The sequence below is a fragment of the Nonomuraea sp. NPDC049655 genome, from assembly GCF_044465465.1.
In the GTDB taxonomy this organism is placed as follows: Bacteria; Actinomycetota; Actinomycetes; order Streptosporangiales; family Streptosporangiaceae; genus Nonomuraea.
Map to the genome: position 1 here is coordinate 66166 of NZ_JBITLS010000002.1, position 25126 is coordinate 91291.

The 25126-nt window shown below is 73.3% G+C and carries 29 protein-coding genes; 16 read left to right on the forward strand and 13 right to left on the reverse strand.

Annotated features, from left to right (window positions below; all coding sequences use genetic code 11):
- Positions 1-21: 21 nt before the first annotated feature.
- Positions 22-171 carry a hypothetical protein gene (locus ACIBQ6_RS05590; RefSeq protein WP_358294834.1) on the forward strand — a complete coding sequence of 50 codons (150 nt, stop codon included), beginning with the start codon at positions 22-24 and terminating at the stop codon, positions 169-171.
- A 74-nt stretch (positions 172-245) separates the two neighbouring features.
- On the opposite strand, the gene ACIBQ6_RS05595 is transcribed toward ACIBQ6_RS05590, so the two are convergent.
- On the reverse strand, positions 246-782 hold the full coding sequence (locus ACIBQ6_RS05595) for a TetR/AcrR family transcriptional regulator (RefSeq protein ID WP_358294836.1): 537 nt from the start codon (positions 780-782) through the stop codon (positions 246-248).
- Between the two features lie 122 nt (positions 783-904).
- On the opposite strand from ACIBQ6_RS05595, the gene ACIBQ6_RS05600 reads away from it, so the two are divergent.
- From ACIBQ6_RS05600 to ACIBQ6_RS05615, 4 genes are all read left to right on the forward strand, one after another.
- Entirely contained in the window at positions 905-2533 is a 1629-nt protein-coding gene (locus ACIBQ6_RS05600; protein WP_397210943.1) for an ABC-F family ATP-binding cassette domain-containing protein, read from the forward strand.
- Positions 2534-2535: 2 nt separating this feature from the next.
- A complete protein-coding gene (locus ACIBQ6_RS05605; RefSeq protein WP_397210945.1) occupies positions 2536-3471 on the forward strand; it encodes a virginiamycin B lyase in 936 nt (311 codons plus the stop codon).
- 137 nt (positions 3472-3608) lie between these two features.
- The gene (locus tag ACIBQ6_RS05610) at positions 3609-4556 is read left to right on the forward strand and encodes a quinone oxidoreductase family protein (protein WP_397210391.1); all 948 of its coding nucleotides are present in this window, start codon (positions 3609-3611) and stop codon (positions 4554-4556) included.
- A gap of 17 nt (positions 4557-4573) precedes the next feature.
- Complete coding sequence (locus ACIBQ6_RS05615) at positions 4574-5194, forward strand: LysE family translocator (protein ID WP_397210392.1); 621 nt, start codon at positions 4574-4576, stop codon at positions 5192-5194.
- Here ACIBQ6_RS05615 and ACIBQ6_RS05620 read toward each other — a convergent pair.
- From ACIBQ6_RS05620 to ACIBQ6_RS05630, 3 genes are read right to left on the reverse strand one after another with little or no spacing between them, the layout of a single operon-like run.
- Positions 5185-6198, reverse strand: coding sequence for a PucR family transcriptional regulator (locus ACIBQ6_RS05620; protein ID WP_397210393.1), 1014 nt, complete (start codon positions 6196-6198; stop codon positions 5185-5187). The two genes, ACIBQ6_RS05615 and ACIBQ6_RS05620, sit on opposite strands and share 10 nt — an antisense overlap.
- Positions 6198-6989 carry an ABC transporter permease subunit gene (locus ACIBQ6_RS05625; RefSeq protein ID WP_364336390.1) on the reverse strand — a complete coding sequence of 264 codons (792 nt, stop codon included), beginning with the start codon at positions 6987-6989 and terminating at the stop codon, positions 6198-6200. Before ACIBQ6_RS05625 ends, ACIBQ6_RS05620 begins: the two co-directional genes overlap by 1 nt.
- Entirely contained in the window at positions 6967-7878 is a 912-nt protein-coding gene (locus ACIBQ6_RS05630; protein WP_352360661.1) for an ABC transporter ATP-binding protein, read from the reverse strand. Before ACIBQ6_RS05630 ends, ACIBQ6_RS05625 begins: the two co-directional genes overlap by 23 nt.
- A 104-nt stretch (positions 7879-7982) precedes the next feature.
- Between ACIBQ6_RS05630 and ACIBQ6_RS05635 the strand changes: the two genes are divergently transcribed.
- Together ACIBQ6_RS05635 and ACIBQ6_RS05640 are read left to right on the forward strand one after the other, a co-directional pair.
- Entirely contained in the window at positions 7983-8813 is an 831-nt protein-coding gene (locus ACIBQ6_RS05635; RefSeq protein WP_397210394.1) for a patatin-like phospholipase family protein, read from the forward strand.
- 40 nt (positions 8814-8853) lie between these two features.
- Entirely contained in the window at positions 8854-9903 is a 1050-nt protein-coding gene (locus ACIBQ6_RS05640) for a 1-acyl-sn-glycerol-3-phosphate acyltransferase (protein ID WP_397210395.1), read from the forward strand.
- On the opposite strand, the gene ACIBQ6_RS05645 is transcribed toward ACIBQ6_RS05640, so the two are convergent.
- Positions 9873-11372, reverse strand: coding sequence for a cobyric acid synthase (locus ACIBQ6_RS05645; RefSeq protein WP_397210396.1), 1500 nt, complete (start codon positions 11370-11372; stop codon positions 9873-9875). The genes ACIBQ6_RS05640 and ACIBQ6_RS05645 overlap by 31 nt on opposite strands.
- Positions 11373-11507: 135 nt before the next feature.
- On the opposite strand from ACIBQ6_RS05645, the gene ACIBQ6_RS05650 reads away from it, so the two are divergent.
- Positions 11508-12836: an MFS transporter gene (locus ACIBQ6_RS05650; protein ID WP_358294857.1), complete on the forward strand. Its 1329-nt coding sequence runs from the start codon at positions 11508-11510 to the stop codon at positions 12834-12836.
- Here the strand turns inward: ACIBQ6_RS05650 and ACIBQ6_RS05655 are convergent.
- Positions 12833-13711, reverse strand: coding sequence for a diacylglycerol kinase family protein (locus ACIBQ6_RS05655; RefSeq protein WP_352323514.1), 879 nt, complete (start codon positions 13709-13711; stop codon positions 12833-12835). The two genes, ACIBQ6_RS05650 and ACIBQ6_RS05655, sit on opposite strands and share 4 nt — an antisense overlap.
- 64 nt (positions 13712-13775) lie before the next feature.
- Between ACIBQ6_RS05655 and ACIBQ6_RS05660 the strand changes: the two genes are divergently transcribed.
- Genes ACIBQ6_RS05660 through ACIBQ6_RS05670 form a run of 3 tightly spaced genes read left to right on the forward strand, consistent with a single transcriptional unit; the run spans position 13776 to position 16745 of the window.
- Positions 13776-15335: a phospholipase D family protein gene (locus ACIBQ6_RS05660; RefSeq protein ID WP_358294860.1), complete on the forward strand. Its 1560-nt coding sequence runs from the start codon at positions 13776-13778 to the stop codon at positions 15333-15335.
- Positions 15335-16060, forward strand: a complete 726-nt coding sequence (locus ACIBQ6_RS05665) for a phosphatase PAP2 family protein (RefSeq protein ID WP_397210397.1) — start codon at positions 15335-15337, stop codon at positions 16058-16060. The genes ACIBQ6_RS05660 and ACIBQ6_RS05665 overlap by 1 nt, the downstream gene beginning before the upstream one ends.
- Complete coding sequence (locus tag ACIBQ6_RS05670; protein WP_397210398.1) at positions 16047-16745, forward strand: phosphatase PAP2 family protein; 699 nt, start codon at positions 16047-16049, stop codon at positions 16743-16745. Before ACIBQ6_RS05665 ends, ACIBQ6_RS05670 begins: the two co-directional genes overlap by 14 nt.
- Here ACIBQ6_RS05670 and ACIBQ6_RS05675 read toward each other — a convergent pair.
- Positions 16742-16906, reverse strand: coding sequence for a DUF6203 family protein (locus ACIBQ6_RS05675; protein ID WP_397210399.1), 165 nt, complete (start codon positions 16904-16906; stop codon positions 16742-16744). The two genes, ACIBQ6_RS05670 and ACIBQ6_RS05675, sit on opposite strands and share 4 nt — an antisense overlap.
- A 99-nt stretch (positions 16907-17005) precedes the next feature.
- Here ACIBQ6_RS05675 and ACIBQ6_RS05680 point away from each other — a divergent pair, with 99 nt between their 5' ends.
- Both ACIBQ6_RS05680 and ACIBQ6_RS05685 read left to right on the forward strand, forming a co-directional pair.
- Positions 17006-17887, forward strand: coding sequence for a DNA-3-methyladenine glycosylase family protein (locus ACIBQ6_RS05680; RefSeq protein WP_397210401.1), 882 nt, complete (start codon positions 17006-17008; stop codon positions 17885-17887).
- A 49-nt stretch (positions 17888-17936) separates the two neighbouring features.
- Positions 17937-18500 (forward strand): DUF1707 domain-containing protein, encoded by a 564-nt coding sequence (locus ACIBQ6_RS05685; RefSeq protein WP_397210402.1) that lies wholly within the window; start codon positions 17937-17939, stop codon positions 18498-18500.
- 235 nt (positions 18501-18735) lie between these two features.
- On the opposite strand, the gene ACIBQ6_RS05690 is transcribed toward ACIBQ6_RS05685, so the two are convergent.
- Positions 18736-19644, reverse strand: coding sequence for a TIGR03620 family F420-dependent LLM class oxidoreductase (locus tag ACIBQ6_RS05690; RefSeq protein WP_397210404.1), 909 nt, complete (start codon positions 19642-19644; stop codon positions 18736-18738).
- 92 nt (positions 19645-19736) lie between these two features.
- On the opposite strand from ACIBQ6_RS05690, the gene ACIBQ6_RS05695 reads away from it, so the two are divergent.
- Positions 19737-20282, forward strand: coding sequence for a TetR/AcrR family transcriptional regulator (locus ACIBQ6_RS05695; protein ID WP_397210405.1), 546 nt, complete (start codon positions 19737-19739; stop codon positions 20280-20282).
- A gap of 16 nt (positions 20283-20298) precedes the next feature.
- Here ACIBQ6_RS05695 and ACIBQ6_RS05700 read toward each other — a convergent pair whose 3' ends face one another.
- Both ACIBQ6_RS05700 and ACIBQ6_RS05705 read right to left on the reverse strand, forming a co-directional pair.
- On the reverse strand, positions 20299-20826 hold the full coding sequence (locus ACIBQ6_RS05700) for a TetR/AcrR family transcriptional regulator (protein WP_397210406.1): 528 nt from the start codon (positions 20824-20826) through the stop codon (positions 20299-20301).
- Positions 20819-21157 carry a hypothetical protein gene (locus tag ACIBQ6_RS05705; protein WP_397210407.1) on the reverse strand — a complete coding sequence of 113 codons (339 nt, stop codon included), beginning with the start codon at positions 21155-21157 and terminating at the stop codon, positions 20819-20821. The genes ACIBQ6_RS05700 and ACIBQ6_RS05705 overlap by 8 nt, the downstream gene beginning before the upstream one ends.
- 82 nt (positions 21158-21239) lie before the next feature.
- Between ACIBQ6_RS05705 and ACIBQ6_RS05710 the strand changes: the two genes are divergently transcribed.
- Positions 21240-21704 carry an AAA family ATPase gene (locus tag ACIBQ6_RS05710; RefSeq protein ID WP_352360690.1) on the forward strand — a complete coding sequence of 155 codons (465 nt, stop codon included), beginning with the start codon at positions 21240-21242 and terminating at the stop codon, positions 21702-21704.
- Between the two features lie 66 nt (positions 21705-21770).
- Here the strand turns inward: ACIBQ6_RS05710 and ACIBQ6_RS05715 are convergent, their stop codons facing one another.
- Positions 21771-22520 (reverse strand): SDR family oxidoreductase, encoded by a 750-nt coding sequence (locus tag ACIBQ6_RS05715; protein WP_397210408.1) that lies wholly within the window; start codon positions 22518-22520, stop codon positions 21771-21773.
- Positions 22517-22969: a MarR family transcriptional regulator gene (locus tag ACIBQ6_RS05720; protein WP_358294878.1), complete on the reverse strand. Its 453-nt coding sequence runs from the start codon at positions 22967-22969 to the stop codon at positions 22517-22519. The genes ACIBQ6_RS05715 and ACIBQ6_RS05720 overlap by 4 nt, the downstream gene beginning before the upstream one ends.
- Before the next feature lie 90 nt (positions 22970-23059).
- Between ACIBQ6_RS05720 and ACIBQ6_RS05725 the strand changes: the two genes are divergently transcribed.
- Positions 23060-24034, forward strand: coding sequence for a hypothetical protein (locus ACIBQ6_RS05725; RefSeq protein ID WP_397210409.1), 975 nt, complete (start codon positions 23060-23062; stop codon positions 24032-24034).
- On the opposite strand, the gene ACIBQ6_RS05730 is transcribed toward ACIBQ6_RS05725, so the two are convergent.
- Complete coding sequence (locus tag ACIBQ6_RS05730) at positions 23991-25118, reverse strand: HupE/UreJ family protein (protein ID WP_397210410.1); 1128 nt, start codon at positions 25116-25118, stop codon at positions 23991-23993. The two genes, ACIBQ6_RS05725 and ACIBQ6_RS05730, sit on opposite strands and share 44 nt — an antisense overlap.
- Positions 25119-25126 lie beyond the last annotated feature (8 nt).

Sequence of the window (25126 nt, forward strand, 5' to 3'; positions counted from 1 at the left end):
CCATCGGGGTAGGGGGTGTGGATGGCGAAGCTCATGGACCGGGTGCGCGCGTACCTGCGCAGCCCTGAAGGCAGGCAGACCGTCGAGAAGGCCAAGCGCATGGCCCGAGACCCGCAGAACCAGGAGAAGGCCCGGCGCTTCCTCGACCGGCTCCGCCCCCGCCGCCACTGACCAGCCCGCGGCCGCCTCTTCGCGGTGCCGGTTGCGTCGGTCGCTTCTTGCGGTCGCCGCTCTGATCGGGGTTCTCAGAGGATCCCGGCGCGGGCGGCGGCCAGGGCGGCGTCGGCGGCGCGGTCGGCGTCCCGCTCGCTCACCGGCTCGTGCGCGACGAACAGCCGGTAGTAGACCGGGGCGACGGCCACCCTGATCACCTCCCGGACGTCGACGACGTCGGGCAGCTCGCCACGGGCGATCGCGCGCCGCACCACCTCGGCCGACTGGTCGTGCCGGGCGGCGAAGAACTCGTGCAGGGCCCGCGCCGCCTCCGGGCTCTGGACGGCCGCCGCCACGAACGCCGACGACACCGGCCCCAGCTCCGGGTCGGCGAACCCGCCGCGGACGAGCTGGACGACCGCCCGCAGGTCGCCCTCGACGCAGCCGGTGTCGGGGATCGGCCACGGCTCGTCCTTGGCCAGCTCCAGGGCGTCGGAGATGAGGCCCTCCACGTTGCCCCACCGCCGGTAGACGGTGGTCTTGTGCACGCCCGACCGCTCGGCCACGTTCTCGACCGTCAGGCCGCGGAAGCCATGGGCCGCCAGCTCGGCCAGGGTCGCCTGGCGCACGGCGTCGCGAACTCGCGCGCTGCGCCCTCCAGGACGTCTGCTCGGTTCCAAAACCTACTCCAGTTGCGTTTGCGGCTCCACCTGTGCCAAACTAAAGCTACAACAGTTGCGATTGGAGTTCCATCCTGATCAACGTCCGAAGGCTCAGCAAGTCGTACGGCGACCGCGTCGTGCTCACCGACGTGTCCCTGTCCGTGGGGCCCGGCGAGCGCCTGGCCGTCGTCGGCGAGAACGGCTCAGGCAAGTCCACCCTGCTCCGGCTGCTCGCCGGCGTCGAACAGCCCGACGACGGCGAGATCACCATCACCGGCGTCACCGGCGTCACCGGCGATGTCGGCCATCTCGGCCAGACGCTCGGCCTGCCGCCCGGTCACACCGTCCAGCAGGCGGTCGACCACGCGCTCGCCGGTCTGCGGGCCATGGAGCGAAGGCTGCGCGAGCTGGAGTCGGCGCTCACCCACGACGTCATGGGCGAATACGGCGAGCTGCTGACCGCCTACGAGGCCCGCGGCGGCTACACGGCCGACGCGCGCATCGACAAGGCCCTCCACGGCCTCGGCCTGGCGCACGTCGCCCGTGACCGGGTGCTGTCGAGCCTGTCGGGCGGCGAGCGCGCCCGCCTGGGCCTGGCCTGCGTGCTGGCCGCCGACCCCGTCACGCTGCTGCTCGACGAGCCGACCAACCACCTCGACGAGCCGGCGCTGACCTGGCTCGAAGAGCGGCTGCGTGGTCACCGGGGGCCCGTGGTCGTGGTCTCCCACGACCGGGTCTTCCTCGACCGGGTGGCCACCGCCGTCCTGGAGGTCGAGGAGGGGGCCGTCACCCGGTTCGGCGGCGGCTACAGCGGCTACCTGGCCGCCAAGGCGGCGGCGCGGGCGCGGTGGGAGCAGGCGTACGCGGCCTGGTGCGAGGAGGTCCGGCAGGTGCGCGAGCACGCCGCCACCACCGCCCACCGCGTGGCGGCCGGGCGGGCCATGAGGGACAACAACAAGATGGCCTACGACCGCAACGCGGGCCGCGTCCAGAGCTCGGTGGCCACCCGCGTGCGCAACGCCCACGAGCGGCTGCGCCGCCTGGAGGACGACCCGGTCCCCCGCCCGCCGGCCCCGCTCCGCTTCCGGGCCGCCTTCCGCGCTCCCGCTCCGGCGGGCGACGCTCCGGTGAGCAATGGTCCGGCGGGCGACGGTCCGGCGGGCGACGCTCCGGCCGCGGCCGCGCCCCTGGTGGAGTTGCGTGACGTGCACGTCGGCGACCGGCTCCACGTCGGGTCGCTGATCGTCCGGCCGGGCGAGCGGGTGCTGGTGAGCGGGCCCAACGGGGCGGGCAAGTCCACGTTGCTGCGGGTCCTGGCCGAGCGCGCCGGGTGCCGGGCCGGCCACCTCCCCCAGGACGACGACCTCGATCCCGGCCTGGCCGTGCTCGCCGCGTTCGGGCACGACGGCTACGCCGACGAGCGGCGCGCGGCCCTGCTGGACACCGGCCTCTTCCCTGCGCACGCGCTCGACCGGCGGGTGGGCGAGCTCTCGGTCGGCCAGCGGCGCCGGCTGTCGCTGGCCAGGCTGCTCATCAGGGAGCACGACCTGCTGCTGCTCGACGAACCGACCAACCATCTGTCGCCCGTCCTGGCCGACGAGCTCGACCACGCGCTCGCCGCCTACCCGGGGGCGGTGGTCATGGTCACGCACGACCGGGCGCTGAGGCGCCGTTTCACGGGCACCGAGATCCGACTGACAGGGGGACACATATGTTGACCATGATTTCCGCGGGCTCGCCCTACGGCGTGGCCACCGCCGCCGACGGCGCGCTCTGGTTCACGCTCGTCCACCAGGGCCGTGTCGGCAGGCTGGTGCCGGGGCACGAGCCGGTGATCCATCAGCTCGACCCGGCCGACGGGCAGCCCGGCGTGATCGTGCCCGGCCACGACGGCGCGATGTGGTTCACCGAGGGCAAGGGCGGCCGGGTCTGCCGCATCACCGGCGACGGCCAGGTCACCGCGTACCCGGCCGAATCGCCGTACGGGATCGTCGCCGGGCCCGACGGGGCGATGTGGTTCACCCAGATGGGCAGCGGGCGCATCGGGCGCATCGGCGCCGACGGCGAGCGCTCCGACTTCGACGTGCCGGTGGAGGGCGGTATGCCCGCCTTCATCACGGTGGGCGGCGATGACGCGCTCTGGTTCTCGATCAACCAGGGCCACGCCGTCGGCCGGATCTCGCTGTCCGGGGAGGTCACCGTGCATGCGCTGCCCACCGAGGGCGCCGCCCCCGTGGGCATCACGCTCGGGCCCGACGGGGCCGTGTGGTTCGTGGAGATCGGCGCGGGGCAGGTCGGCCGGATCGATCCGGCCGGGAAGATCACCGAGTTCCCGCTGCCCGATCGGGCCTGCCGTCCGCACGCCATCGTGGCCGGTCCCGACGGCGCGCTCTGGTTCACCGAGTGGGCCGCCGGGCGTCTCGGCCGCATCACGGTCGACGGCTCGATCGAGGAGCACCCGCTGCCCACGGTGCCGGTGCCGCCGTCCGCGACCGCCGGGCAGGGCGAGCCGGGCGCCGGGCAGGGCGAGCCGGGCGCCGCCGGCAGCAGTGAGCCGCACGGGCTGACGGTCGGTGCCGACGGAGCGATCTGGGTGGCCCTGGAAGCCGGCGCCCTGGCCCGCATCCTGCCCACCTCGCCCGCCCCCGACCAGTGACGGTTGCGACCAACCGGTGAGCCGCGGGGGGCGTGGCCCAGACGACCGTGGCGGGTGCTGACAATCCTCCGGATCCCCTTGGCGGCGCGCTGGGGCCGGGGTGGCGGTGGGGGGCCGGGGCGGAGTTGACTGGGGGGATGCATGCCATCATCGTCTCCGCCCAGGGCGGTCCAGAGGTTCTCGAATACGTCGAGCGTCCCGATCCGGCGCCGGGTGACGGGGAGGTCGTGGTCGACGTCGCGGCCAGCGGGGTCAACTTCATCGACATCTACCACCGTTCCGGCGCCTACCCGCTCCCGGTGCCGACCCCGATCGGGTCCGAGGGGGCCGGCGTGGTCTCGGCCGTCGGGCCGGGGGTCGACGGGCCGGCCGTCGGCGACACCGTGGCCTGGGCCGGCGTGCTGGGCAGCTACGCGGAGAAGGCGGTGGTGCCGGCCGACCGGCTGGTGCCGGTGCCCGACGGCGTGTCCGCCGAGCTGGCCGCGGCGGCGATGCTCCAGGGCATGACGGCCCACTACCTCACCCACTCGACGTACGACGTCAAGGAGGGCGACCAGGTGCTGGTGCACGCCGGCGCCGGCGGCATGGGCCAGCTGCTGATCCAGGTCGCCAAGCTGCGCGGCGCCAAGGTCTACAGCACGGTCTCCACGCCGGAGAAGGAGAAGCTGGCCCGCGCGGCCGGGGCCGACGAGGTACTGGGCTACGACGAGTTCGCCGACGCGTTGCGCGGCCGGATCCACGTCGTCTACGACGGCGTCGGCAGGACGACGTTCGACGGCGGCCTGGAGGCGCTGCGCCCGCGCGGGCTCATGGCCCTCTACGGCGCGGCCAGCGGCCCGGTCCCGCCGTTCGATCCGCAGGTGCTCAACCGCGCCGGCTCGCTCTTCCTGACCAGGCCCACACTCGTCCATTACGTCGCCGAGCGCGAGGAGCTGCTCTGGCGGGCCGCCGACCTGTTCGGCTGGATCGCCTCGGGGCAGCTCAGGATCAACGTGTCCGAGCGCTACCCGCTGGCCGAGGCGCGACGGGCCCACGAGGACCTGGCCGCCCGGCGTACGACCGGAAAGTTGCTGTTGATTCCCTAGCGCTACGCTCGCCCCTTGTGGACATCAATGCGGCAGTCTGGTCGTTCGCTGCCGTCGTCGCGCTCCTGACGATCACGCCGGGGCTCGACACGGCTCTCACCCTGCGCACGTCGCTGCTCACCGGCAGGCGGGCGGCCTGGGGGGTGGTGCTGGGCATCCAGCTCGGCACGCTGGTCTGGGGCGTGCTCACCGCGGCGGGGCTGTCGGCGCTGCTGGCGGCCTCGCGGTTCGCCTACGACGTCCTGCGCTGGGCGGGGGCGGCGTACCTGGTGTGGATGGGGGTGCGCATGCTCCTCGCCAGGGCGCGGGCGGGCGAGGAGGAGGACGGGCAGCGCGCGTTCGGCTTCGGCAAGGGGTTGCGGCGCGGCCTGCTCACGAACCTGCTCAACCCCAAGGTGGGGGCGTTCTACGTGGCGATGTTGCCGCACTTCATCCCGGCCGGCGCGCCGCACGCGGCGATGGGGCTGCTGCTGGCCGGGGTGCACGTGGCCGAGGGGCTGGCCTGGAGCGCGGTGCTGATCGGGTTCGCCTCGCTGATGAGCGACGTCCTGCGGTCGGCCCGCGTACGGCGGATCCTCGACCGGGTGACCGGCGTGGTCATCGTCGGGTTCGGGCTCCGGCTCGCCCTTCACGACTGATCCCACGGCCAGTCCAGCAGCCGCGCGCCCAGGACCGCGGTCTCCAGGGTGAAGCGCTGGGTGGGGTCGTCGGGCGAGAAGCCGGTCAGCCGGCGGATGCGTTCCAGCCGGTACGTCACCGCCCGCGGGCTGATCCGCAGCCTGCGGGCGGCCGCCGCCTGGTTGCCGTGCGCGGCGAAGACCGCCTCCAGCGTCTCGACCAGCGGCTCGTGCCCGCCCCTGGCGTGCAGCAGCGGGCTCAGCACGCTGATCACCAGGTCCTCGATCGCGCCGCGGTCGCGCAGCAGCACGGGGAAGACCAGCAGGTCGGCGGCCTTGACCACGTCGAGCGTGAGCCGCAGCGCGTCGGCCAGCTCCAGCGCCCCGGCCGCCTCCCTGAAGGAGGTCACGACGCCGCCCGGCCCGCGGTGCGGCCGTCCGACGCCGACCCGCCATCCGGCCGGGAAGCGGGCGCGTACGTGATGGGTGAACTCCCCCACGGCGGCGGGCAGCGTGGCGGGCACGACGCACACCAGCAGCCCTTCGCGCACCGCCACCAGCACGTTGTGCGAGCCGAACCGGGCGATCAGGTCGCGCTCGATGCGGTCCTGGTCGCCGTCGCGCAGCCCGCGGGCGGCGGCCACCACGTACGACTCGGCCAGCCGGAGGCCGAAGTGCTCGGCCCGCTCGGCCAGCCGCTCGGCCCGTCCCTGGAGCAGGTCGTCCACGAACTCCCTGCGGGCCGTCTCCTCGCCTCTGAGGGCGGCGAGCTGGGCCAGCTCGTACCCCTCCATGAGCGCCGAGACGGCCCTGCGCAGCGCGGGCAGCACGTCCGGCAGCCCCTCGGCGGCGGCGAGCGCGCCGTCGACCAGCGTCCGCAGCGGGACGCCCTGCTCGGCGGCGCGCGTGCCGTCGGCGCGGCAGGCGTCGAGCGCCGCCCGCGAGGGCGGACGCCCGGCGGCCGCCCCGGCCAGCACCTGGCGATGCCCGCCGAGCAGGTCGGCGGGCATCCTGGAGAGCACCATCACACTCCTACGTCACGCCTGTCGAAGGACAGGATCGCGGTGAGCGCGAGCACTGCCGTCGCTCCCGCCAGCACAAGGTAGTCCCCGACCGGCAGGCCCTCATAGAGCGGCCGGCCCTCGGCGTAGTAGTGGAACGGCGAGAGCCACTTCAGCCAGGCGATGGCCGCCACGCCGCGGCCGAGCGTGACGACGATGTACCCGGCCGCCACCCACACGCCGACGACGGACGAGGCGATCATCCTGCGGCCGGTCACCGCGCCCACGGTCAGGGCCACGGTGCCGAAGAACAGCGCGAGCAGCAGCACCCCGACGTGCGCGGCCAGGACGCGGTCGAACGGCACCCCGAGCTCGGCCGCGTCACCGGCCGCCCACGCCACGGCCAGCGTCACGGCGAACACCGCCAGCAGCGCCAGCGCCAGCGCGCAGAACCGCTGGAGCACCAGCCGCTTGCGGTCCACCGGCAGCGTGACGACGAGCTCCAGCGTCCCGGCCTCCTCCGGCTGGGCGATCGCCCGGTTGGCCAGCATGGTGGCGAGGACGACGAACAACATCGGGACGAAGAGCTGGTAGACGACCGTCTGCAGGAAGTTGACGCCGAGCGCCAGGTCGGGCATGCCGCCCATGAGGTCCCTGAGCGGGCCGGGGTACTTGGCCAGGGCCTGCTGGTTGAACGTTCTCGGGTCCTGGCTGACGCTGCGGAAGATGCTGATGTAGAGGGCCATGAACGCGCTGATGCCGACGGTCCACCAGATCAGGGCCCGGCGGTGGTCACGCAGACTCTTGGCGATCATGGTGCCGGTCCTCCTCGCTGTAGTAGGTCAGGAAGATCTCCTCCAGGTCGGGCTCGGCGCTGACCAGGTGGACGACGGTGAACCGGGCGGCGGCCTTGACCAGGGCGTCCGGACGGCCGTCGATCGTGCACCGGACGCTGGCGCCCTCCACCCGCAGGTCGCGCACCCCCGGCAGGCCCTCGAACGCCGACGCCGGCACCGGGGCGTCGAAGTGCAGCTCCATCCGGCGCACGGCCTTCTCGCGCAGCGCGGCCACGTTCTCCACGGTCACCAGGCGGCCCGCGCGGACGATGCCGACCCGGTCGGAGACGCTCTCCACCTCGGCCAGCACGTGCGAGGACATGAGCACGGTCCGGCCGGCCGCCCGCACCTCCCGGACCATGGCCAGGAACTCCTGCTGGACGAGCGGGTCGAGCCCGCTGGTCGGCTCGTCGAGGATGAGGAACTCCGGCTCGTGCATGAACGCCTGGATCAGCCCGACCTTCTGCCTGTTGCCCTTGGAGAGCTTGCGCATCGGCACCGACAGGTCGGCGTCGAACCGTTCGGCCAGCTCCTCGATGCGGCTGCCCGGCACCCCGCCGCGGACGCGGCCGAGGAAGCCCAGGTAGTCGCGGGCCCGGTCGCGGCCTTCGAGGGCCAGCTCGCCGGGCAGGTAGCCGATGCGGGCGCGGGTGGCGGCGGCGCGCGGGTCGTGGCCGAACACGCGGACCGTGCCGCGGGTGGGCCTGATCACGTCGAGCAGCAACCTGATCGTGGTGGTCTTGCCGGCGCCGTTGGGCCCGAGGTAGCCGAAGATCTCGCCGGGCCGGATCTCCAGCGTGAGGTCTTCGAGGCCGCGCCGCCCGCCGTAGTACTTGGTCAGCCCTTCGGCCTGTACCACTGCTGTCATGCCGGAATCGTCCCGCCGGGGCGGTGGTGGGGTCACTGGCCGAAGTCGGCAGCGTCATGGCCGGTTTTCTTCCGGGACACGGCAACGAGAATGGGCAGCGTGAGATGGGCAGGGTGAGGAACGTGGAGACGGCGTTCGTGCTCGGTGGCGGTGGCGTGCTGGGGGCTCACGAGGTGGGCATGCTCCAGGCGCTCGACGACTTCGGCATCCGGCCCGACGTGGTCGTCGGCACGTCGGTGGGGGCGCTCAACGGCGCGCTCATCGCCGCCGACCCCGCGCGGGCGGTCGACCGGCTGACCTCGTTGTGGCGGTCCGACGTCGTGCGCACGGCGTTCGCCGGGTCGTGGGTGACGCGGCTGTCCACGCTGGCCAGGACCGGCACCCACCTGCATCCCAACGGTCCCCTGCGGGAGGTGCTGGCCGGGACGGTGCGCACGGAGCTGATCGAGGAGCTGGCGGTGCCGTTCCAGTGCGTGGCGGCCTCGGTGGAGCGGGCCGCGGCCCACTGGTTCGCCAGCGGGCCGCTGGTGGAGGCGGTGCTGGCGTCGTGCGCGGTGCCGGGGCTGCTGCCGCCCGTGAAGATCGGCGGGGAGCACTTCTTCGACGGCGGGCTGGTGCACAGCATCCCCGTCGGGCGGGCCGTGCAGCTCGGGGCCAGGCGGGTCTACGTGCTGCACGTCGGCCGGATCGAGCGCCCGCTGACCGCGCCCCGGCGGTTCTGGGAGGTGGGGATGGTGGCGTTCGAGATCGCGCGGCGCTACCGGTTCGCCGAGGAGATGGCCACGTTGCCGCCGGGGGTGGAGGTGCACGTGCTGCCCGCCGGGGTCGCCGCGCCGCTGTCGACCCTGCGCTACCGCGACCTGTCCCAGATCTCCACCTACATCGAGCGGGCGCACCAGGCTTCTTCGCACTATCTGCGGACAAGAGGAGGATGAAGGCAGGGCCTCAGGGCAGGCAGACCTCAGGGAGGCGCCGTTGATCCCACCGCGTATCGTCCGCCGGATCGTGCTGGCTCCGCTCGTCATCGTGGTCACCGTGGTGGTGCTGGTGACGTTGCCGTTGTGGCTGCTGGTCACGTTCGGGGCGTCCTTGCGGCTGCCGCCGCCGCAGCGCAGGGGGTTGCGGTTCGTCTGGTTCGGCGCGGCCTGGCTGACGCTGGAGTCGGCGGTGCTCATCGCGTGCCTCGGGTTGTGGCTGTCGGGGGCGTTCGGGCGGGCCCGGCGCCAGGAGCGGCACTACGCGCTGATCCGCTGGTTCCTGGCCAAGGTGTACGCGGCGGCGGTGCGGATCTTCCGGCTGACCGTGGACGTCGAGGAGCCCGCGCCCACCCCGCAGGAGCGCGCCGCCCGGCTGAGCCGCCCGGTCGTGGTGCTCTCCCGGCACGCCGGGCCGGGCGACTCCTTCTTGCTGATCTATCACCTGCTGGCGGTGTACGGGCGGCACCCGCGCATCGTCATGAAGGCCGCCCTCCAGTACGACCCGTCGCTCGATGTCGTGGTCAACCGCCTGCCGAACGCCTTCGTGCCGCGGCGGTCCGGACGCGAGCGGGTGATCGAGGAGATCCGGCGGCTGTCGGCGACCATGGACGACCGCGACGCGCTGGTGATCTTCCCCGAGGGCGGCAACTTCACCCCGCGCCGGCGGCGGCTGGCGATCCGCCGGCTGGAGGACAAGGGGCTGGCCGAGGAGGCGGAGCGGGCGCGCGGCATGACCCACCTGCTGCCGCCCCGCCCGAACGGGGCCATCGCCGCGATCACCGCCTGCCCGGAGGCCGACGTGGTCTTCGTCGCGCACACCGGCCTGGACGACCTCGTCACCATCGGCGACGTGTGGCGCAGGCTGCCGTACGCGGCGCGGATCACGGCCAGGTGGTGGCGGGTGCCGGCGGCCGAGGTGCCCAGGGACGACCGGGAGAGCCAGGTCCGCTGGCTGTACTCCCACTGGGAGGAGATCGACGCCTGGATCACCGCCCAGGGCGAGCGTTCCCGGCGGGATCAGGCCAAGGGGGCGCCCGGCGGCAGGTAGGGCACGGGGGCCGGGCCGTCGCGCAGCAGGCCGAGCAGGGCGTCGGTGTCCAGGTGCTGCTCGACCAGGTCGCCCAGGGCGTCCAGGCGGGCCTCGCGCAGGCGGCCGAAGTCGGTGTCCGGGGCGGGGACGAAGGCGCGCCCGGCCCGTTCGGCCACGTCGGCCAGGAAGGCCCGGCGGAAGGCGTCGTTCTCCAGGGCGCCGTGCCAGGTGGTGCCCCAAACGTCGCCGGCACGGCAGCCGTCCAGGAAGGGTTCGCCGCCCTCGACCGTCGCCCGCCCGTGGTGGATCTCGTACGCGCTGACCGGCTGCCCGTAGGCCTGCCCGACCGGCCGGGCGAGCCGCTTGTCCGGTGCGAACTCGACGCGCACCGGCAGCAGCCCGAGCCCGTCCACCCGGCCCGCCCGCGACTCGACCTCGTCCACGATCTCCCGGCCGAGCATCTGGAACCCGCCGCAGATCCCGAGGACGGGCCCGCGCCGCGCGAGCAGGGCGTCGGCCAGGCCGGTGCGCCGCAGCCAGGCCAGGTCCTCGACCGTGGCCCGCGAGCCCGGCAGCACCACCAGATCGGCGTCGTCCAGCTCGACCGGGTCGGTCACGAAGCGCACCACCACGCCGGGCTCGGCGGCCAGGGCGTCCAGGTCGGTGAAGTTGGAGATCCGGGGCAGCCGGACGACCGCCACGCGCAACGTCTGCCTGCCCAGCGGCCGGCCGGTCGCGACCCGGCGGTTGTCCAGCGCGAGGGAGTCCTCGACGTCCAGCCAGAGGCCGTCGAGCCAGGGCAGCACGCCGTACACCGACCGGCCGGTGAGCTTCCTGATCATGTCGAGGCCGGGTTCGAGCAGCTCGCGGGCGCCCCGGAACTTGTTCACCACGAACCCTGAGACGAGGGCCTGGTCGGCCGCGTCCAGGAGCGCGACCGTGCCGTGGAAGGCGGCGAACACGCCGCCCCTGTCGATGTCGCCGACCACGACGACGGGCAGCCCGGCGGCCCTGGCCAGGCCCATGTTCGCGATGTCGCCGCGGCGCAGGTTGATCTCCGCGGGGCTGCCGGCGCCCTCGCAGATCACCACGTCGTACTGGGCGCGCAGCCGGTCCAGGGAGGCCAGGGCGGTGGTCCGCAGGAGGTCCTTGAGCGCGCCGTACTCCATGGCGTCCACGTCCGCGACGGGCTCGCCCAGGAGCACGACCTGGCTGCGGCGGTCGCTGCCCGGCTTGAGCAGGACGGGGTTCATGTCGGCGACCGGTTCCAGCCCGGCGGCCTGGGCCTGCATGGCCTGGGCGCGGCCGATCTCGGCGCCGCCGGCGGTGACGTAGGAGTTGAGCGACATGTTCTGGGCCTTGAAGGGCGCCACGCGCACGCCCTGGCGGGCCAGCCAGCGGCAGATCCCGGCGGTGACCACGCTCTTGCCCGCGTCGGAGGTGGTGCCGGCGACCAGCATCGCGCCCGTGACCTGCCCAGGATTCATGCGATCACCGTACATGAGCCCCAAACTGCGAAATTTCCCAGAAAACGCCCATTTACGAATCGTGTGACTTCTGCCACTCTGGCTAGAACGTTCGCCTAGAACAGAATTCTAGATTTTCCTACGGGAAGGGTGGGCATGGTCAGGACGTTGGGTTCGCCGCGTGCCGGCGTCATCGACGCGCGGACCAGGGCGCCGTTCGGCTGGGCGCCGCTGGTCGTGCTCTTCGTCGTCGGGCTCGTGGACCGCATGGAGTACAACCTGCTGTCGGGGGTGCTGCCGCTCGTCCAGAAGGAGTGGGGCTTCAGCGACACCGCCGCGGGCTCGATCCCGACCGCCGCGGCGCTGGCCGCCGCGATCGTCTCCCTGCCCGCGGGCTTCCTGGCCGACCGGTTCAGCCGGACGCGGATCATCGCGGTGGTCGTGCTGCTGTGGGCCGTCGCCACGCTCGGCTCGGGCCTGGCCACCGGCTTCGTGATGTTCTACCTGATGCGGGTGCTGCTCGCGGCGGCCGAGAACATCGACAACCCGGCGGCCGGCAGCCTGCTCGCCGACTACTACCCGCCGGTCAGCCGGGCCAAGGCGTACGGGCTGACCCGCGTCACGACCTACCTCGGCGGCATCGGCACGCTGCTGGGCGGCGTGCTGGCCGAGGTGTTCTCCTGGCGCACCGCGTTCCTGGTGATGGTGGTGCCCGGCGTGCTCACGGCGGTGCTCGTGTGGTTCCTGCGCGAGCCGGGCCGCGGCGACCTGGACCGGATGGTCGCCGGAGCCCCCGCAGAAACCACAGGATCGCCTGAGGGCGCCGCGTCGCCCAAGGCGCCTTTCTGGCAGCAGTTCGGGCAGGTCATCCGCATCCCGACGCTGCTGTTCGTCTGCGTCGGGCTGGGCCTGCTCACCCTCGGCCTGGCCGGGATCTTCTACTGGCTGCCCACGCTCATGGTCCGCGAGTACGGCGTCGGCGTCGGCGCCGCCGGCTCGCTGAGCGGCCTGATCACCATCGCCGGGACGCTGGCCGGCACCCTGGTCGGCTCCTGGCTGGGCCGCAGGTGGCACGGTACCCGCAAGGGCGGCAGGCTGCTGGCCGGCGGCGGCGGCATCACGGCGGGCGCGGCCGTCCTGGCCGGCGCGCTGGCCATGGACTCGATCGGCCCGATGACCGCGCTGGTCCTGCTGGCCTGCTCGCTCATGTCGATCGCGATCCCGAACATGACGGCCTGCCTGGCCGACGTCGTCCCGGCCGCCGCGCGCGGTCTCGGCTTCGCCGTCCTGCAACTGCTCATCACGGCGGCCGGGGCGTTCGGCTCGCTCGTCGTCGGCATCGCCTCCGACCGGTTCGGCTCGCTGATCGGCGGCATGTACCTGCTGGTCGTCCCCATGATCGTGGGCGGCCTCCTGACGCTCGGCGCCCGCGCCTCCTTCGAGCGCGACGCCGCGCGGGTCATGGACGCCGCCCGCGCCGGCTAGGACGGCAGGCAGACGGTCAGCGCGCCCGGGGCCACCTTCGCCTTGATCTTGGTGGTGGCCTCGCGGTCGCCGCCGTCCAGCTCGTACGTCATCGGCGAGCCGAACCGGGCCGACACCTTGCGCGCCCGGGTGATGCGCACGAACGGCGAGTCCTCCGACCGTCCGGCGGCCATCTTGCCCATCACCCGGGCCCACTGGATCGGCCCCTTGGCCGTGGACAGCCCGACCTCCAGCCAGCCGTCGTCGGGCCGGGCGTCGTCGAACGCCTCGACCCCGCCGGCGATCGTGCCCACGTTGCCGAGCAGCAGGCAGCTCGCCTCCCCCTCGAACCAGGTGGACCCGTCGACCTTGACCGTCATCGGCACCAGGGGCCCGCCGACGTGCCGGACGGCGGCCTTGACGTAGCTCAGCTTGCCGAACTTCCGCTTGGCCTTGCCGTCGGCCTCGGCGATCATCTCGGCCTCGAACCCGGCCCCGGCCATGACCGCGAAGTGCTCGCCGTTGAGCACCCCGAGGTCCAGCTCGGCACGGCGGCCCTCGAAGCCGATCCGTACGGACTCCTCCAGGTCGGTGGGGATGCCCAGGTTGCCGGCGAACAGGTTGGCCGTCCCGGCGGGCAGGATCGCCATCGGCACGCCGGAGCCGGCCATGGCGTCGGCGCAGCGTTGCACCATGCCGTCACCGCCCCAGACGAACACCAGCTCCGCGCCCGCCTTGAGCGCCTTGCGCACCTTCTTGGGCGCCTTCTTGCTCTTGGGCACCTCGTGCCAGATCAGCTCGCCGACGTCCCGCTCGGTGAGCAGCACGCGCAGCCGGTCCAGGCCGGCGCCGAGGATCTTCTTCTGATGTGCGACAACCGCGATAGTGGGGGACACTCCTCCCGCACTACCCGGGCTTTACCGGGTTATTGATGGCTTTTGTGCGGGTAGCGGTGGCCGAATGCGCATCCAGGACTGGTTCCTCACCGAGGAGGAACGCGACAACCGGGCGACCGGCCTCGACGCGTGGTCCAGCGGCAACGACGTACGGCCGCTGATCCACGGCGCCACGTACTTCGCCGAGCTGAAGAGCTGTCTGGAAGCGCTGCGCAAGGACGACCTGCTGCTGTTCGCCGACTGGCGGGGCGACCCCGACGAGCGGCTGACCGACGACGGCCCCACGGTGAGCGCCGCCCTCGGGGCGGCGGCCGAGCGCGGCGCCGTCGTCAGGGGCCTCATCTGGCGCTCCCACCTGGACCGCCTGCGGTTCAGCGCGGCCGAGAACCGGCACCTGGGCGAGAAGATCGAGAACGCGCACGGGCAGGCGCTGCTGGACACCCGAACCAAGCCGGGCGGCTCGCACCACCAGAAGTTCGTCATCCTCCGCCACGACCGCGACCCCTCGGCGGACGTGGCCTTCGTCGGCGGCATCGACCTGTGCCACAGCCGCCGCGACGACGCCGAACACCTGGGCGACCCGCAGTCCTGCCCGATGCCCGACGTGTACGGCCCCCGCCCGCCCTGGCACGACATCCAGCTCGCCATCCGCGGACCGGCGGTCGCCGAGGTGGAGAAGACCTTCTGCGAGCGCTGGGAGGACCCGGCCCCGGAGACCAGGGACCCGCTGCGCCGCCTGCGCGACCACTTCAGCAAGCTGGACGACGCTCCCCCGCTGCCCGACCCGGGCCCGCCGCCCCCGCCCGCGGGCACGCACCACGTGCAGCTCCTGCGCACCTATCCCGCCCGGCACAGCGCGTACCCGTTCGCGCCGGACGGCGAGCGCAGCATCGCGCACGCCTACCACAAGGTGCTCGGCAGGGCCCGGTCGCTGGTGTACCTGGAGGACCAGTACCTGTGGTCCACGGACGTGATCGAGCCGTTCGCCCAGGCGCTGGAGCGCGAGCCGGAGCTGCGCATGATCATCGTGGTGCCCCGCCACCCCGACCAGGACGGCTGGCTGGCCGGCCCGGCGAGCCTGATCGGCCGGGTCGAGGCGCTGGACCGGCTGATGCGGGCCGGCGGCGACCGGGTCGCGATCTACGACCTGGAGAACCACCAGGGCACCCCCGTCTACGTGCACGCCAAGGTGTGCGTGGTGGACGACGTGTGGGCGTCGGTCGGGTCGGACAACGTCAACCTGCGCTCGTGGACCTACGACTCGGAGCTGAGCTGCGCCGTCCTGGACGAGCGGGAGGACCCGAGACCGCCGCACGGCGCCCTGCGGTTCGCCCGCGACCTGCGGCTGGCGCTCATGGCCGAGCACCTGGACGAGGAGTCGGAGTCCGGCCGGGACGAGCTGTGCGACCCGGTCGCCGCGTTCGACGCGTTCGCCGAGTCGGCGGCCCGGCTGGAGGGTTGGCACTCGGCCGGCTGCCGGGGCCCGCGCCCGTCCGGCCGGTTACGCCCGCACCCGGCCCCCACGCTGTCCCGGGTGCGCAGGGCGATGGCCATGCCGCTCTACCGGTTCGCCGTCGACCCCGACGGCCGGCCGCCGGAGCTGCGGAGATCGCGGAGGTTCTGATGAAGACATTCCTGCTCGACAGGCTGGGACCACGGATGACGGTCGCGGCGTTCGCCGTCGCGCTCATCATGATCCCGTTCTCCCTGCTGCTCGTCGTGGCCAAGATGCCGCTCAACCGGCTGGACGCCGGGGTGGCCCATGAACTGCACGAGTACGCGCTCGCCCATCCCGGCGTGACCAGGGTGCTCATCGTCTGGACCGACCTGTTCGGGCCGTGGCCGTGGCGCGTCGCGGTGGCGGCGTTCACCATCTGGCTGCTGATGCACGGCAGGCGCAGGCTGGCCCTGTGGGCGATCACGACCGTGACCGCGGGCGGCCTGATCGGGCTCGGCCTGAAGATCCTCGTCGCGCGGGTGCGGCCGCACCTGCCCGACCCCGTCGCGCTGGCGCCCGGCGACTCCTTCCCCTCCGGCCACGCGGTCAACGTGACGCTCGGGGCCGGGGTCGTCACCCTGCTCCTGCTGCCGATGCTGCCCCGGTGGGGGCGCCGGCTCGCCTGGGTGCTGGCCTGTTTCGTGGTGGTCTCGGTGGGCTTCACCAGGATCGCCCTCGGCGTGCACTGGGTGAGCGACGTCGTGGCGGGGGTCGTGCTGGGCGTGGCGGTGATCGCCGCGACCGCGGCGGCGTTCGAGACGTGGCGGCGCGACACGGGCAGACGGCCCACCGCGCCGCTGACCGAAGGTATGGAACCCGAACCGGTGAAGGTGCCCGATGAGCAAAGCTGAGCATGTCCGGTACTACGCGTTGACGCTGGTGTTACCTCTGGTGCTGATGGGCGCCGTCACGTACGGCATGGGGCTGCTCATCGTCGGCGTCCCCCAGCCCGGCGACGTGGCCGTGAGCAAGGGCTTCGCCTCCATCCGCACGTCGCTGTGGAACACGCTCACCGACTACGGCACCAGCCTGTCGGACACGCCCTACGTCGTGGCGTTCACGGCGGTGGCGGTGATCCTGTTCCGGCTGGTCTACAAGCGCTGGCGGGAGTCGATCTTCATGATCGCGGCGGTCTGGGGCCAGTCGCTGGTCTTCCTGGCCACCACCGAGCCCGTCGGCCGCAGCCGTCCGCCGGTGCCCCACCTCGACCCCGCGCCGCCCACCTCCAGCTTCCCCTCGGGGCACGTCAGCGCCGCCGTCGCGTTCTACTGCGGGCTGGCGCTGGTGCTGACGACGCACGTGCGCAACCGGACCCTGCAGGTGGTGATCTGGACGATCGGGATCGCCGCCCCGCTGATCGTCGCCTTCTCCCGGCTCTACCGCGGCATGCACTTCTTCTCGGACGTGACGTGGGGGCTGCTGCTCGGGGTGTTCTGCGTGGTCGTGGCCGCGCGGTCCATCCTCTACCGCACCTGGGACAGAGGGCCGGCGGCCGCGCAGGGCGACCGCCGGCGTCCCGCCTCCGTCCGGGACTAGCGGCGGTGGTGGGCGGGCTCGCGGCGCGCCCGCCGGCGGCCGGTCGGCCGTCCGGCGGGCCGCCCGGCCTGCCTCCTCCGCCGTCCGAGCAGGTAGGCGGCGGCCATGATCGCCAGCCCCCAGGGGGTACGGGCCAGCCAGCGCGCCACGAAGATCTTCATGAACTTCCTCATGCCCGCCCGCTGCCCCCGCCGGGCCCCGTGATGCGCAGGCCCGGCCCCACCAGGGACCATGCCGCCGCGGCGCCTACCATACGGCCCATGACCACGCACGGATTCACGCTCACCGCGAAGGGCCCGTTCGACTTCGGCGCCGCGCTGCGCTTCGTCGAGGACTGGCCGGCCACCAGCGCGCTGCCCTCCGACGGCCGGACGCTGCGCTTCGCCTACTGTGCCGAGTCCGACTGGCTGCCGATCGGGGTGAGCGTCACCGGCGCCCCCGGCGGCGTCGCCGTCACCACCACCCGCGCCCCCGGCCCGGCGATCCGCGGCGAGATCGCGCGCATCCTCTCCCTCGACGTGGACGCCACCGGCTTCGCCGAGCTCGCCGCGGCCGACCCGGTCCTCGGCGACGTGCAGCGGGACCGCCCCGGGCTGCGGCCGGTGTGCTTCTGGAGCCCGTGGGAGGCGGCCTGCTGGGCGGTGATCGTGCAGCGCTCGTCGATGCTCATTGCCTCGCGCGTCAAGCAGCGCATCGCCGACCGGTACGGCGCCGCCGTCACCGTGGACGGGCAGACGTACCAGGCGTTCCCGCCGCCCGTGAGCCTGGTGGACGCGGGCGGTCTCGGCCTGCCCGCGCAGAAGGAGGAGTGGCTGCGCGGCCTGGCGCGGGCGGCGCTCGACGGCGTGCTCACCACCGAGCACCTGCGCTCGCTCACCCCCGAGGACGCCCTGGCCGAACTGCGCGCGCTGCCCGGCGTGGGGCCGTTCTCGGCCGGGCTGATCCTGATCCGCGGAGCCGGCGCGCCCGACGCGTTCCCCGGCGACGAACCCCGGCTGTTCGGCATCCTGCGCGAGGCGTACGGGCTGCCCGAGGACGCCCCCGCGGGCGCCTACCGCAAGCTCGCCGAGTCGTGGCGGCCCTACCGGTCGTGGGCGTCGTTCCTGTTCCGCGCCACCGGCTACCGGGCCGCCGCAGACTGACCGAGCCCGCGCATGGCCCGCGCGCCCGATGATCCTTAGAGTGGTCGCCATGACGGACGACGCCGACATCCGGGCCGGCGACCACGACCGCGACCAGGTGGCCGACAGGCTGCGACAGGCGGTCGCCGAAGGCCGCATCAGCCTCGACGAGTTACGCGAACGCATCGACCGCACGTACGCCGCGAGGACCGTAGGCGAGCTCAGTGCCCTCGTCGCCGATCTGCCCGCCCTCTCCCCCGCCCCCGCCTCTCCCTCGGACGTGCTGAGGATGCACACCGAGCACTGGCGGGTGAGCCGGGCCGGGCGGTGGGTGGTGCCGCCGCGCATCGACGTCCGGCTGGGCGTCTGGGGGACCGCGAAGCTCGACTTCCTCGCCGCCGAGTGTCCCCATCCCGAGGTGCTGGTGCAGGTGACGATCACCTCGTGGTTCGGCGACCTGCATCTGAAGGTGCCGCACGGCTGGCGGGTGCGGGCCGACGAGGTGGTCTCCCCCGGGCTCGGCCGGGTCCACAACAAACCGGTCGAACCGCCCGCCGCCGACGCGGTCGTGCTCCGCCTCTCCGGCCACAGCCAGGGCGACATCTGGATCCGCTACCGACCCGCTATGACTTGACGTCTTCTCATACGTGCACCTGACCACTTCGCTCTCGATCATCTCGCGTTGATCACCTCACGGCCCGCCCCCGTCTGAACAGGCTCTCCCGCCGTCCGGTCTTTTTCGGGAACCCCCTCGGGCCGCCGCCGTCATGCGTGCCGGAGGCCCGCGGCGCTCGCCGCAGCCCACGCACCCCGTACCCGCCGCACCGACGGCGGGCCGCCGCCCCCGCCTGGGCGTGGTCGTCACGTCGTCACAAGGAGGTCAGGGCGGCGAGTTCGCGCCACTCCGGGAGGGGCACGTCGCCGGGGCGGTCGGTGAGGACCTGGAGGCACACGTGGTCGGCGCCCGCGTCGAGGTGGGCCCGTACGCGCTTCTCGATCGCCGCCGCGTCGCCGTGGGCCACGATCGCGTCCACCAGCCTGTCGCTGCCGTGCTCGATCTCGTCCTCGCCGAAGCCGAGCCTGCGCAGGCTGGCGGCCTGGTGGGGCGCGCCGGTGCGGTAGAAGGAGACGTGCTCCGCGGCCACCTCGCGGGCCCTGGCCGGGTCGCGGTGCAGCACGACGGCCTGCTCGACGGCCAGCAACGCGCCGGGCCCCATCGCCTCCCTGGCCCGCGCGGTGTGCTCGACGGGCACGAAGTACGTGTGGGCGCCGAGCGTACGCCGGGCCGCCAGGCCCAGCATCTTCGGGCCGAGCGCGGCCAGCACGCGGCGCGGCGCGTGCGCGGGGGCCGCCGATTCCAGCGGGACGGCGTCCATGGCGTCGAGGTAGCCGCCCATCGTGGTCACCGCCCGGCCCAGGCTGGGGATCTTGTAGCCGTCCATCTGGATCGGCTCGTCACTGATGCGGTGGCCGCCGAGGCCGAGGAGGTACCGGCCGGGGTGGGCCTCGTTGAGCGCCCGTTCGGCGGCGGCCATGGCGATCGGGTCGCGCAGGGCGATGTTGGCGATGCCGGCGGCCACCGTGATCCGCCTGGTCGCCGAGAGCAGCAGCCACGACTGGCTCACCGAGTCGCGGCCGAACCCCTCGCCGAACCACAGGGCGCCGTACCCCAGCTCCTCGATCTCGGCCGCGGCCTCTTGCGCCACCCCGGCGGGGTGGGCCTCGAGGGCGAACGTCCACAGGCCCACCCTGCCCAGGCGGGGTCCGTCGTCGGTCATGGGTCACCGTCCCGTCTATGCGGAGAACTTCTCCGGTTACGTCGGGGACTATAATCGGAGACGTTCTCCGATTCAACCCGCGGGAGTGTCCAGTGCCGGCACGGACCATGCGCGCCGACGCGCGCCGCAACTACGAGCAACTGGTGGCGGCGGCCATCGCCGTGGTCGCCGAGGAGGGGCCCGACGCCTCGCTCAACGAGATCGCCAGACGCGCCGGCGTCGGGGCGGGCACGCTCTACCGGCACTTCCCCACCCGCGAGGCGCTGCTCGCGGCCGTGTTCGAGGGGCGGCTGACCCGGCTGTGCGCACGGGCCGAGGAGGCGGGCCAGGCGCTGCCGCCCGGCGAGGCGCTGGTGGCCTGGCTGCGGTCGCTGGTCGCGCACGCCATGACCGACCGGGGGCTCGGGGCACGGATGATGCTCACGCAGGACGGGGCCGGGGTCGACTGCTGGGCGATGTTGCGCGCCGCCGCCACCCGGCTGCTGCTGCCCGCCCAGGAGGCGGGGGCCGTGCGCGCGGACGTCGAGGTCGCCGACCTGGTCGAGCTGGCGGCGGGCATCGCCCAGGCCACCCCCGACCCGGCCCGCGCCGACCGCCTCCTCACCCTCACCCTGGACGGCCTCCACCCCCGCCCCTGAACCTCACGCGGAACCCTCAGCGGGCCGCCGTCGTGAACGCGGACATCCCGGCGGTCCAGGCGGCCTCGATGTCGGCGCCGGGCGGGAAGCGGCCGTCGAGTTCGAGCATGACCAGGCCGTGGGCCAGCCCCCAGACCGCGCGGGCGGCGGCCTCGCCCCGCACGATCCGGACCAGCGGCAGCGCCGCCCGCTCCTCCACCCCGGCGGGCAGCAGGTCACGCGGCAGCGGCCCCGCGCTCATCAGCCGGTACAGATGCGGATGGCCCAGCGCATACGCCCGGTAGGCCCGTCCGAGCGCCGCCAGCCCGCCCCCGCCACCGTCGTGCTCGGCGCGTTCCAGGGCGGTGGCCAGTTCGGCGAGGGCGATGGCGATGAGTTCGGCCTCCACGGCGGACTTGTCGGGAAAGTGCTTGTAGAGCGACGGCGCGCGAATCCCCAGCCGCGCGGCCAGCGCGCGCATGGTCAGCGCGTCCGCCCCACCCGCCTCGACCAGCTCCCGCGCCGCCGCGACGATCTGCCCCGCGCGCGGCGACAGCTCAGCCACGCGCGCCCCTCGGACCGTGGCCGAGGAGCCGGGCGACGGCGACGTACGTGAGCCAGGCCAGCCCCGCCGTGAAGACCGGCACCCAGCCCAGCGGCGAGACCGAGCAACCGACCAGCACGGCCAGCGGGATCCACGGACGGTGGGCGAGGTCGTGCACCACCGCAGGCCCGCCGAACCTGGTCGCGTACGGCGCCAGCACGAACAACGCCGAGCTGACCGGCGTGGCGCCCCCGTGCTTGACCATCTCGAAGACGAGGAACGCCAGGCAGAAGGCGGCGAGCACGGCCCACCCGCAACGGCCGGCCACCCGCCTGACGGTCACCGCGGTCATGATGCCCTCCTCAAAGCTAACGCTGTTAGCCAGACTCTAGGCTAACGACGTTAGCCTGTCCAGCACCAAATAGGGTGGAACCATGATCGATCGGGAGGTGGCCGTGCTCATCGGCCTGCAGGCCTCCGGCAAGTCCACCTTCTACCGGCGCTGCCTGGCCACCACGCACGCGCACGTGAGCAAGGACGACTTCCCCAACGCGCGCCGCCGTCAGCACCGCCAGCTCCGGCTGATCCGCGAGGCGCTGGAGGAGGACCGGAACGTGGCCGTGGACAACACCAACGCCTCGCCCGAGGAGTGGCAGCCGCTCATCGTGGCCGGCCGCGAGCACGGCGCGCGGGTGGTGGCCTACTGGTTCCCGCCCAACGTCAAGGCCTCCCTCCAGCGCAACGCCGAACGGACGGGCCGGGCCCGGGTCCCCGAGGTGGGCGTCTTCGCCACCCTCAGACGACTGCGCCGGCCACGCGCCTCCGACGGCTTCGACGCGGTGTACGCGGTGGAGTTCGACGGCCGCGGCGGCTTCCTCGTCCGCAGGCAGGACGGCTGAACCGAGGCCACGTCAGGGGCGGCGGATGGCGAGGCCACGTCAGGGGCGGCGGATGGCGAGGCCACGTCAGGGGCGGCGGGTGGCGAAGCGGTAGGCGATCTTGGCGGGGGTCAGCCAGCGTACGTGGGCGCCGTTCCGCGCCCGGCTGACCAGCCGCTCGGCCAGCCACGGCGCCACCGTCTCCACCGGGTCGGCCAGGATCGCGAAGATGCGGGCCGACCGTTCCCGCTCGGCCGCCGAGTAGCCGTGCGTCAGCAGGTCGGTGACCACCATGCCGGGGCTGAGCAGGCCCGCCGTCACCCCGTCGGGGGCTTCCTTGGCCAGCGCCCTGGTCAGGTACGTCACGGCCCGCTTGGTGGCGCCGTAGACGGCGAGTCCGGGCACCGCCCGGCCGTCGCCGCCCAGCCCCTCCATGTTCCAGACGTGGCCTCCGCCGTCCTGCGCCGCCATGCCCGCCACGGCCACCGCGCAGCCGTTGACCGTGCCCAGCAGGTTGACCTCGGTCACCGCGCGGGCCTCGGCGGCGGGCAGCCGCCACAGCGGGAGGCGGTCGTGGGAGATCCCGGCGTTGTTGACCCAGATGTCCACCCGGCCGTGCCGCCGTACGGCCTCGTCCCACAGGTCCTGGAGGCGGGCGCGGTCGGCGACGTCGGCCACGACGGCCGGCACGCCGAGCTCGGCCCCCGCCGCGGCCACGCGGTCCGGGTCGGTGCCGCACACGGTGACCCGGTGGCCGCGGGCGGTCAGCGAGCGGGCGAGGCCGAACCCGAGGCCGCGGGTGCCGCCGGTGATCACGATCGAACGGGGCGCGCTCACGCCTCGTGCTCCTTCCTGGCCGCCACGGTCGCCTCGATCGCGTCCGCGAGGAACCTGCCGACGACCTCCCGCTCCGCCGGGGTGAACGCGTCGATCGCCGCGGTGAGCCGCCGGACCAGCGGCGCGAAGAAGGCGCCCGCCAGCTCGACGGCCTGCTCGTTCAGAACGACCTCGACCTTGCGGCGGTCGCCCTCGTCGCGCCGCCGCACGACGTGGCCGGCCTGCTCCAGCCGGCCGAGGAGGGCGGTCGTGGCGGGGGCGGAGAGGTTCAGCGCGGCCCCCAGCCCGCCGGGCGAGAGCGGCCGGCCGGCGAGGTGGGCGTCGAGGATGACCACCAGGGCGTTCATGTCCGTCCTGTGCAGCCGGTGCCCGACCGCGAAGCCCTCCACGAACCGGTCGCTCTCCACGTTGAGCCGGCGGATGAGGACCATCAGGTCATAGGCCGTCATGTCACCCCTTATATTTCTATCGTGGAAGTATTCCATCGTGGAAAGAAAACGTTAGCCGCGATCCGTCCTGAGACGGTACTCGTCGCCGGGGTGGTCGCGAGCGCCGTCCTGACCGGGCTGATCTGGTTCCTGGGCCGGTGGCTGGACGACGTCGTGCTGCTGCCCGACCAGGGCGCGTCCTGGTACTACTGGAAGCTGCCCGAGCCCACCGTGTGGACCAGGCTGTCGGCCTGGGCCGGTTACGCCGCCCACCAGCTCGTGTTCTGGTGGCTCATCCACCACGCCCAGACCCGGGTCCGCCGCTACTCCGCCGGTCTCCACCCGGTCAACGTCGTCGCACTGGCGGTGAACGCCGGGTTCGTCGCCCTGCACACCGTCCAGACCCACCTGTTCTACGACGGCCTGGCCCAGGACGTGTCGATCTACAGCTCCCAGGGCTCGGTCGTCCTCCTGCTGGTGGTCGTCCTGATCATGGAGAACCGGCGGCGTGGCCTGTTCCTCGGCCGGCCCGCGCCCATCAGGCGGGAGATCGTCGACTTCGCCCGCCGGTACCACGGCTACCTGTTCAGCTGGGCGGCGGTCTACACCTTCTGGTACCACCCGGCCGAGTCCACGCCCGGCCACCTGATCGGCTTCTTCTACATGTTCCTGCTGCTGCTCCAGGGCAGCCTCTTCCTGACCAGGGCGCACACCAACCGCTACTGGACGGTGACGCTGGAGCTGGCCGTCGTGGTCCACGGCACCCTGGTGGCCGTCATGACCTCGGGCCCGGACGGGTTGTGGCCGATGTTCCTGTTCGGCTTCCTCGGCGTCTTCGTGATCACCCAGATGCACGGCCTGGGCCTGTCCCGCGCCGCCCGCTGGGCGCTGACCGGCTGCTACGCGGCGGCCCTGCTCGCCGTGTACGCCCTGCGCGGCGACCTGGCCGGCACGAACGAGGCGATCAGGATCCCGGCCATCGAATACCTGCTGGTCGGCGTGCTGGCCCTGCTCGCCTGGGGAGCCGGCCGTCTGTGGGCGCTCAGAGCGGGATCGGGATCCGGTCGAGGAACCAGTACAGGCTGACCGCCACGATGGACAGCGACACCGCGGCCACCGTCCAGCGGGCCGCGGCCGTCCGCCGCAGCAGCACCAGCAGCGGGAAGAGCACGGCGATGATCGCGAGCTGGGTCACCTCGATCCCGACGTTGAAGCTCAGCAGCGACAGCAGCAGCTCCCACGACCCGCTCTCGCGGATGTCGAGCGCGCCCGCGAACCCCAGCCCGTGCATCAGGCCGAAGGCGAAGACGACGGGCAGCCGCCAGGCCCCCGGCCGGTCGCGGCCCAGCAGGTTCGCCAGCGCGACGACGACGATCGAGGCGGCGATCACCGGCTCGACCACCGCCGCCGGCACCGCCACCACGCCCATGGCGGCCAGCAGGAACGTGATGCTGTGGGCGACCGTGAAGGCCGAGGCGGTGACCACGACGTCACGCGCGCCGCGGGCGCCGATGATCAGGGTGAGCAGGAAGAAGACGTGGTCCAGCCCGAGCACGAGGTGCTCGACGCCGAGCAGGAAGAACTCCCCGATCTGCCCGGCCGCCGCCCGTTCGGCCAGGCGCAGGGTCGGGCTCGCGGCGGTCAGGACGGCCGAGCCCCGCTCGCCGGCGAGGTCGTAGCGCAGGAGCGTCTGGGTGCTGTGGACGAACGTCTCGGCGTCGGGGAACAGGGCGCTGGAGATCGTGTGCTCGCCCCCGTCCACCGCCGGGCAGGCGTAGGCGAGGGTCAGCGTCGCGAAGGCGGCCTTGCCGCGCGGGTGCACGTCCGCCCCGCCCACCTGCCGGGGGACGCACGGCCGGTCGGCGCGGGCGACGGCGAAGCGGCGGGTGACGTAGCCGAACACGGCGTCGCGGTTGACCGCGAGCTGCCGCAGCTGCTCGGCCCGCTCCTTGGCCTCGTACGCCTCGGCGTAGAGCCAGGCGGACTTCATCAGCAGGTCGTACTCCAGGTCGAGCACGACCCTGACGTCGGTGGCCGTGCCGGTCACCTCGGCGTGGGCCTTCGTGGTCGCGTCGTGCGCCGCCGCGGGGGCGGGATGCAGCAGGTCGGCCAGCGCCGCGCAGAGGATGACGGCCAGGACGACGGCGTACGGCCAGCGCCAGCGAGGCATGTCTCGGG

Bases quoted from the DNA above. Each gene is read 5' to 3' on its own strand.
- ACIBQ6_RS05590 (WP_358294834.1), top strand. From the start codon at position 22: ATGGCGAAGCTCATGGACCGGGTGCGCGCGTACCTGCGCAGCCCTGAA.
- ACIBQ6_RS05605 (WP_397210945.1), top strand. From the start codon at position 2,536: ATGATTTCCGCGGGCTCGCCCTACGGCGTGGCCACCGCCGCCGACGGC.
- ACIBQ6_RS05610 (WP_397210391.1), top strand. From the start codon at position 3,609: ATGCATGCCATCATCGTCTCCGCCCAGGGCGGTCCAGAGGTTCTCGAA.
- ACIBQ6_RS05620 (WP_397210393.1), bottom strand. From the start codon at position 6,198: ATGGTGCTCTCCAGGATGCCCGCCGACCTGCTCGGCGGGCATCGCCAG.
- ACIBQ6_RS05625 (WP_364336390.1), bottom strand. From the start codon at position 6,989: ATGATCGCCAAGAGTCTGCGTGACCACCGCCGGGCCCTGATCTGGTGG.
- ACIBQ6_RS05630 (WP_352360661.1), bottom strand. From the start codon at position 7,878: ATGACAGCAGTGGTACAGGCCGAAGGGCTGACCAAGTACTACGGCGGG.
- ACIBQ6_RS05635 (WP_397210394.1), top strand. From the start codon at position 7,983: ATGGGCAGGGTGAGGAACGTGGAGACGGCGTTCGTGCTCGGTGGCGGT.
- ACIBQ6_RS05645 (WP_397210396.1), bottom strand. From the start codon at position 11,372: ATGAATCCTGGGCAGGTCACGGGCGCGATGCTGGTCGCCGGCACCACC.
- ACIBQ6_RS05650 (WP_358294857.1), top strand. From the start codon at position 11,508: ATGGTCAGGACGTTGGGTTCGCCGCGTGCCGGCGTCATCGACGCGCGG.
- ACIBQ6_RS05660 (WP_358294860.1), top strand. From the start codon at position 13,776: ATGCGCATCCAGGACTGGTTCCTCACCGAGGAGGAACGCGACAACCGG.
- ACIBQ6_RS05665 (WP_397210397.1), top strand. From the start codon at position 15,335: ATGAAGACATTCCTGCTCGACAGGCTGGGACCACGGATGACGGTCGCG.
- ACIBQ6_RS05670 (WP_397210398.1), top strand. From the start codon at position 16,047: ATGAGCAAAGCTGAGCATGTCCGGTACTACGCGTTGACGCTGGTGTTA.
- ACIBQ6_RS05675 (WP_397210399.1), bottom strand. From the start codon at position 16,906: ATGAAGATCTTCGTGGCGCGCTGGCTGGCCCGTACCCCCTGGGGGCTG.
- ACIBQ6_RS05680 (WP_397210401.1), top strand. From the start codon at position 17,006: ATGACCACGCACGGATTCACGCTCACCGCGAAGGGCCCGTTCGACTTC.
- ACIBQ6_RS05685 (WP_397210402.1), top strand. From the start codon at position 17,937: ATGACGGACGACGCCGACATCCGGGCCGGCGACCACGACCGCGACCAG.
- ACIBQ6_RS05690 (WP_397210404.1), bottom strand. From the start codon at position 19,644: ATGACCGACGACGGACCCCGCCTGGGCAGGGTGGGCCTGTGGACGTTC.
- ACIBQ6_RS05705 (WP_397210407.1), bottom strand. From the start codon at position 21,157: ATGACCGCGGTGACCGTCAGGCGGGTGGCCGGCCGTTGCGGGTGGGCC.
- ACIBQ6_RS05710 (WP_352360690.1), top strand. From the start codon at position 21,240: ATGATCGATCGGGAGGTGGCCGTGCTCATCGGCCTGCAGGCCTCCGGC.
- ACIBQ6_RS05720 (WP_358294878.1), bottom strand. From the start codon at position 22,969: ATGACGGCCTATGACCTGATGGTCCTCATCCGCCGGCTCAACGTGGAG.
- ACIBQ6_RS05730 (WP_397210410.1), bottom strand. From the start codon at position 25,118: ATGCCTCGCTGGCGCTGGCCGTACGCCGTCGTCCTGGCCGTCATCCTC.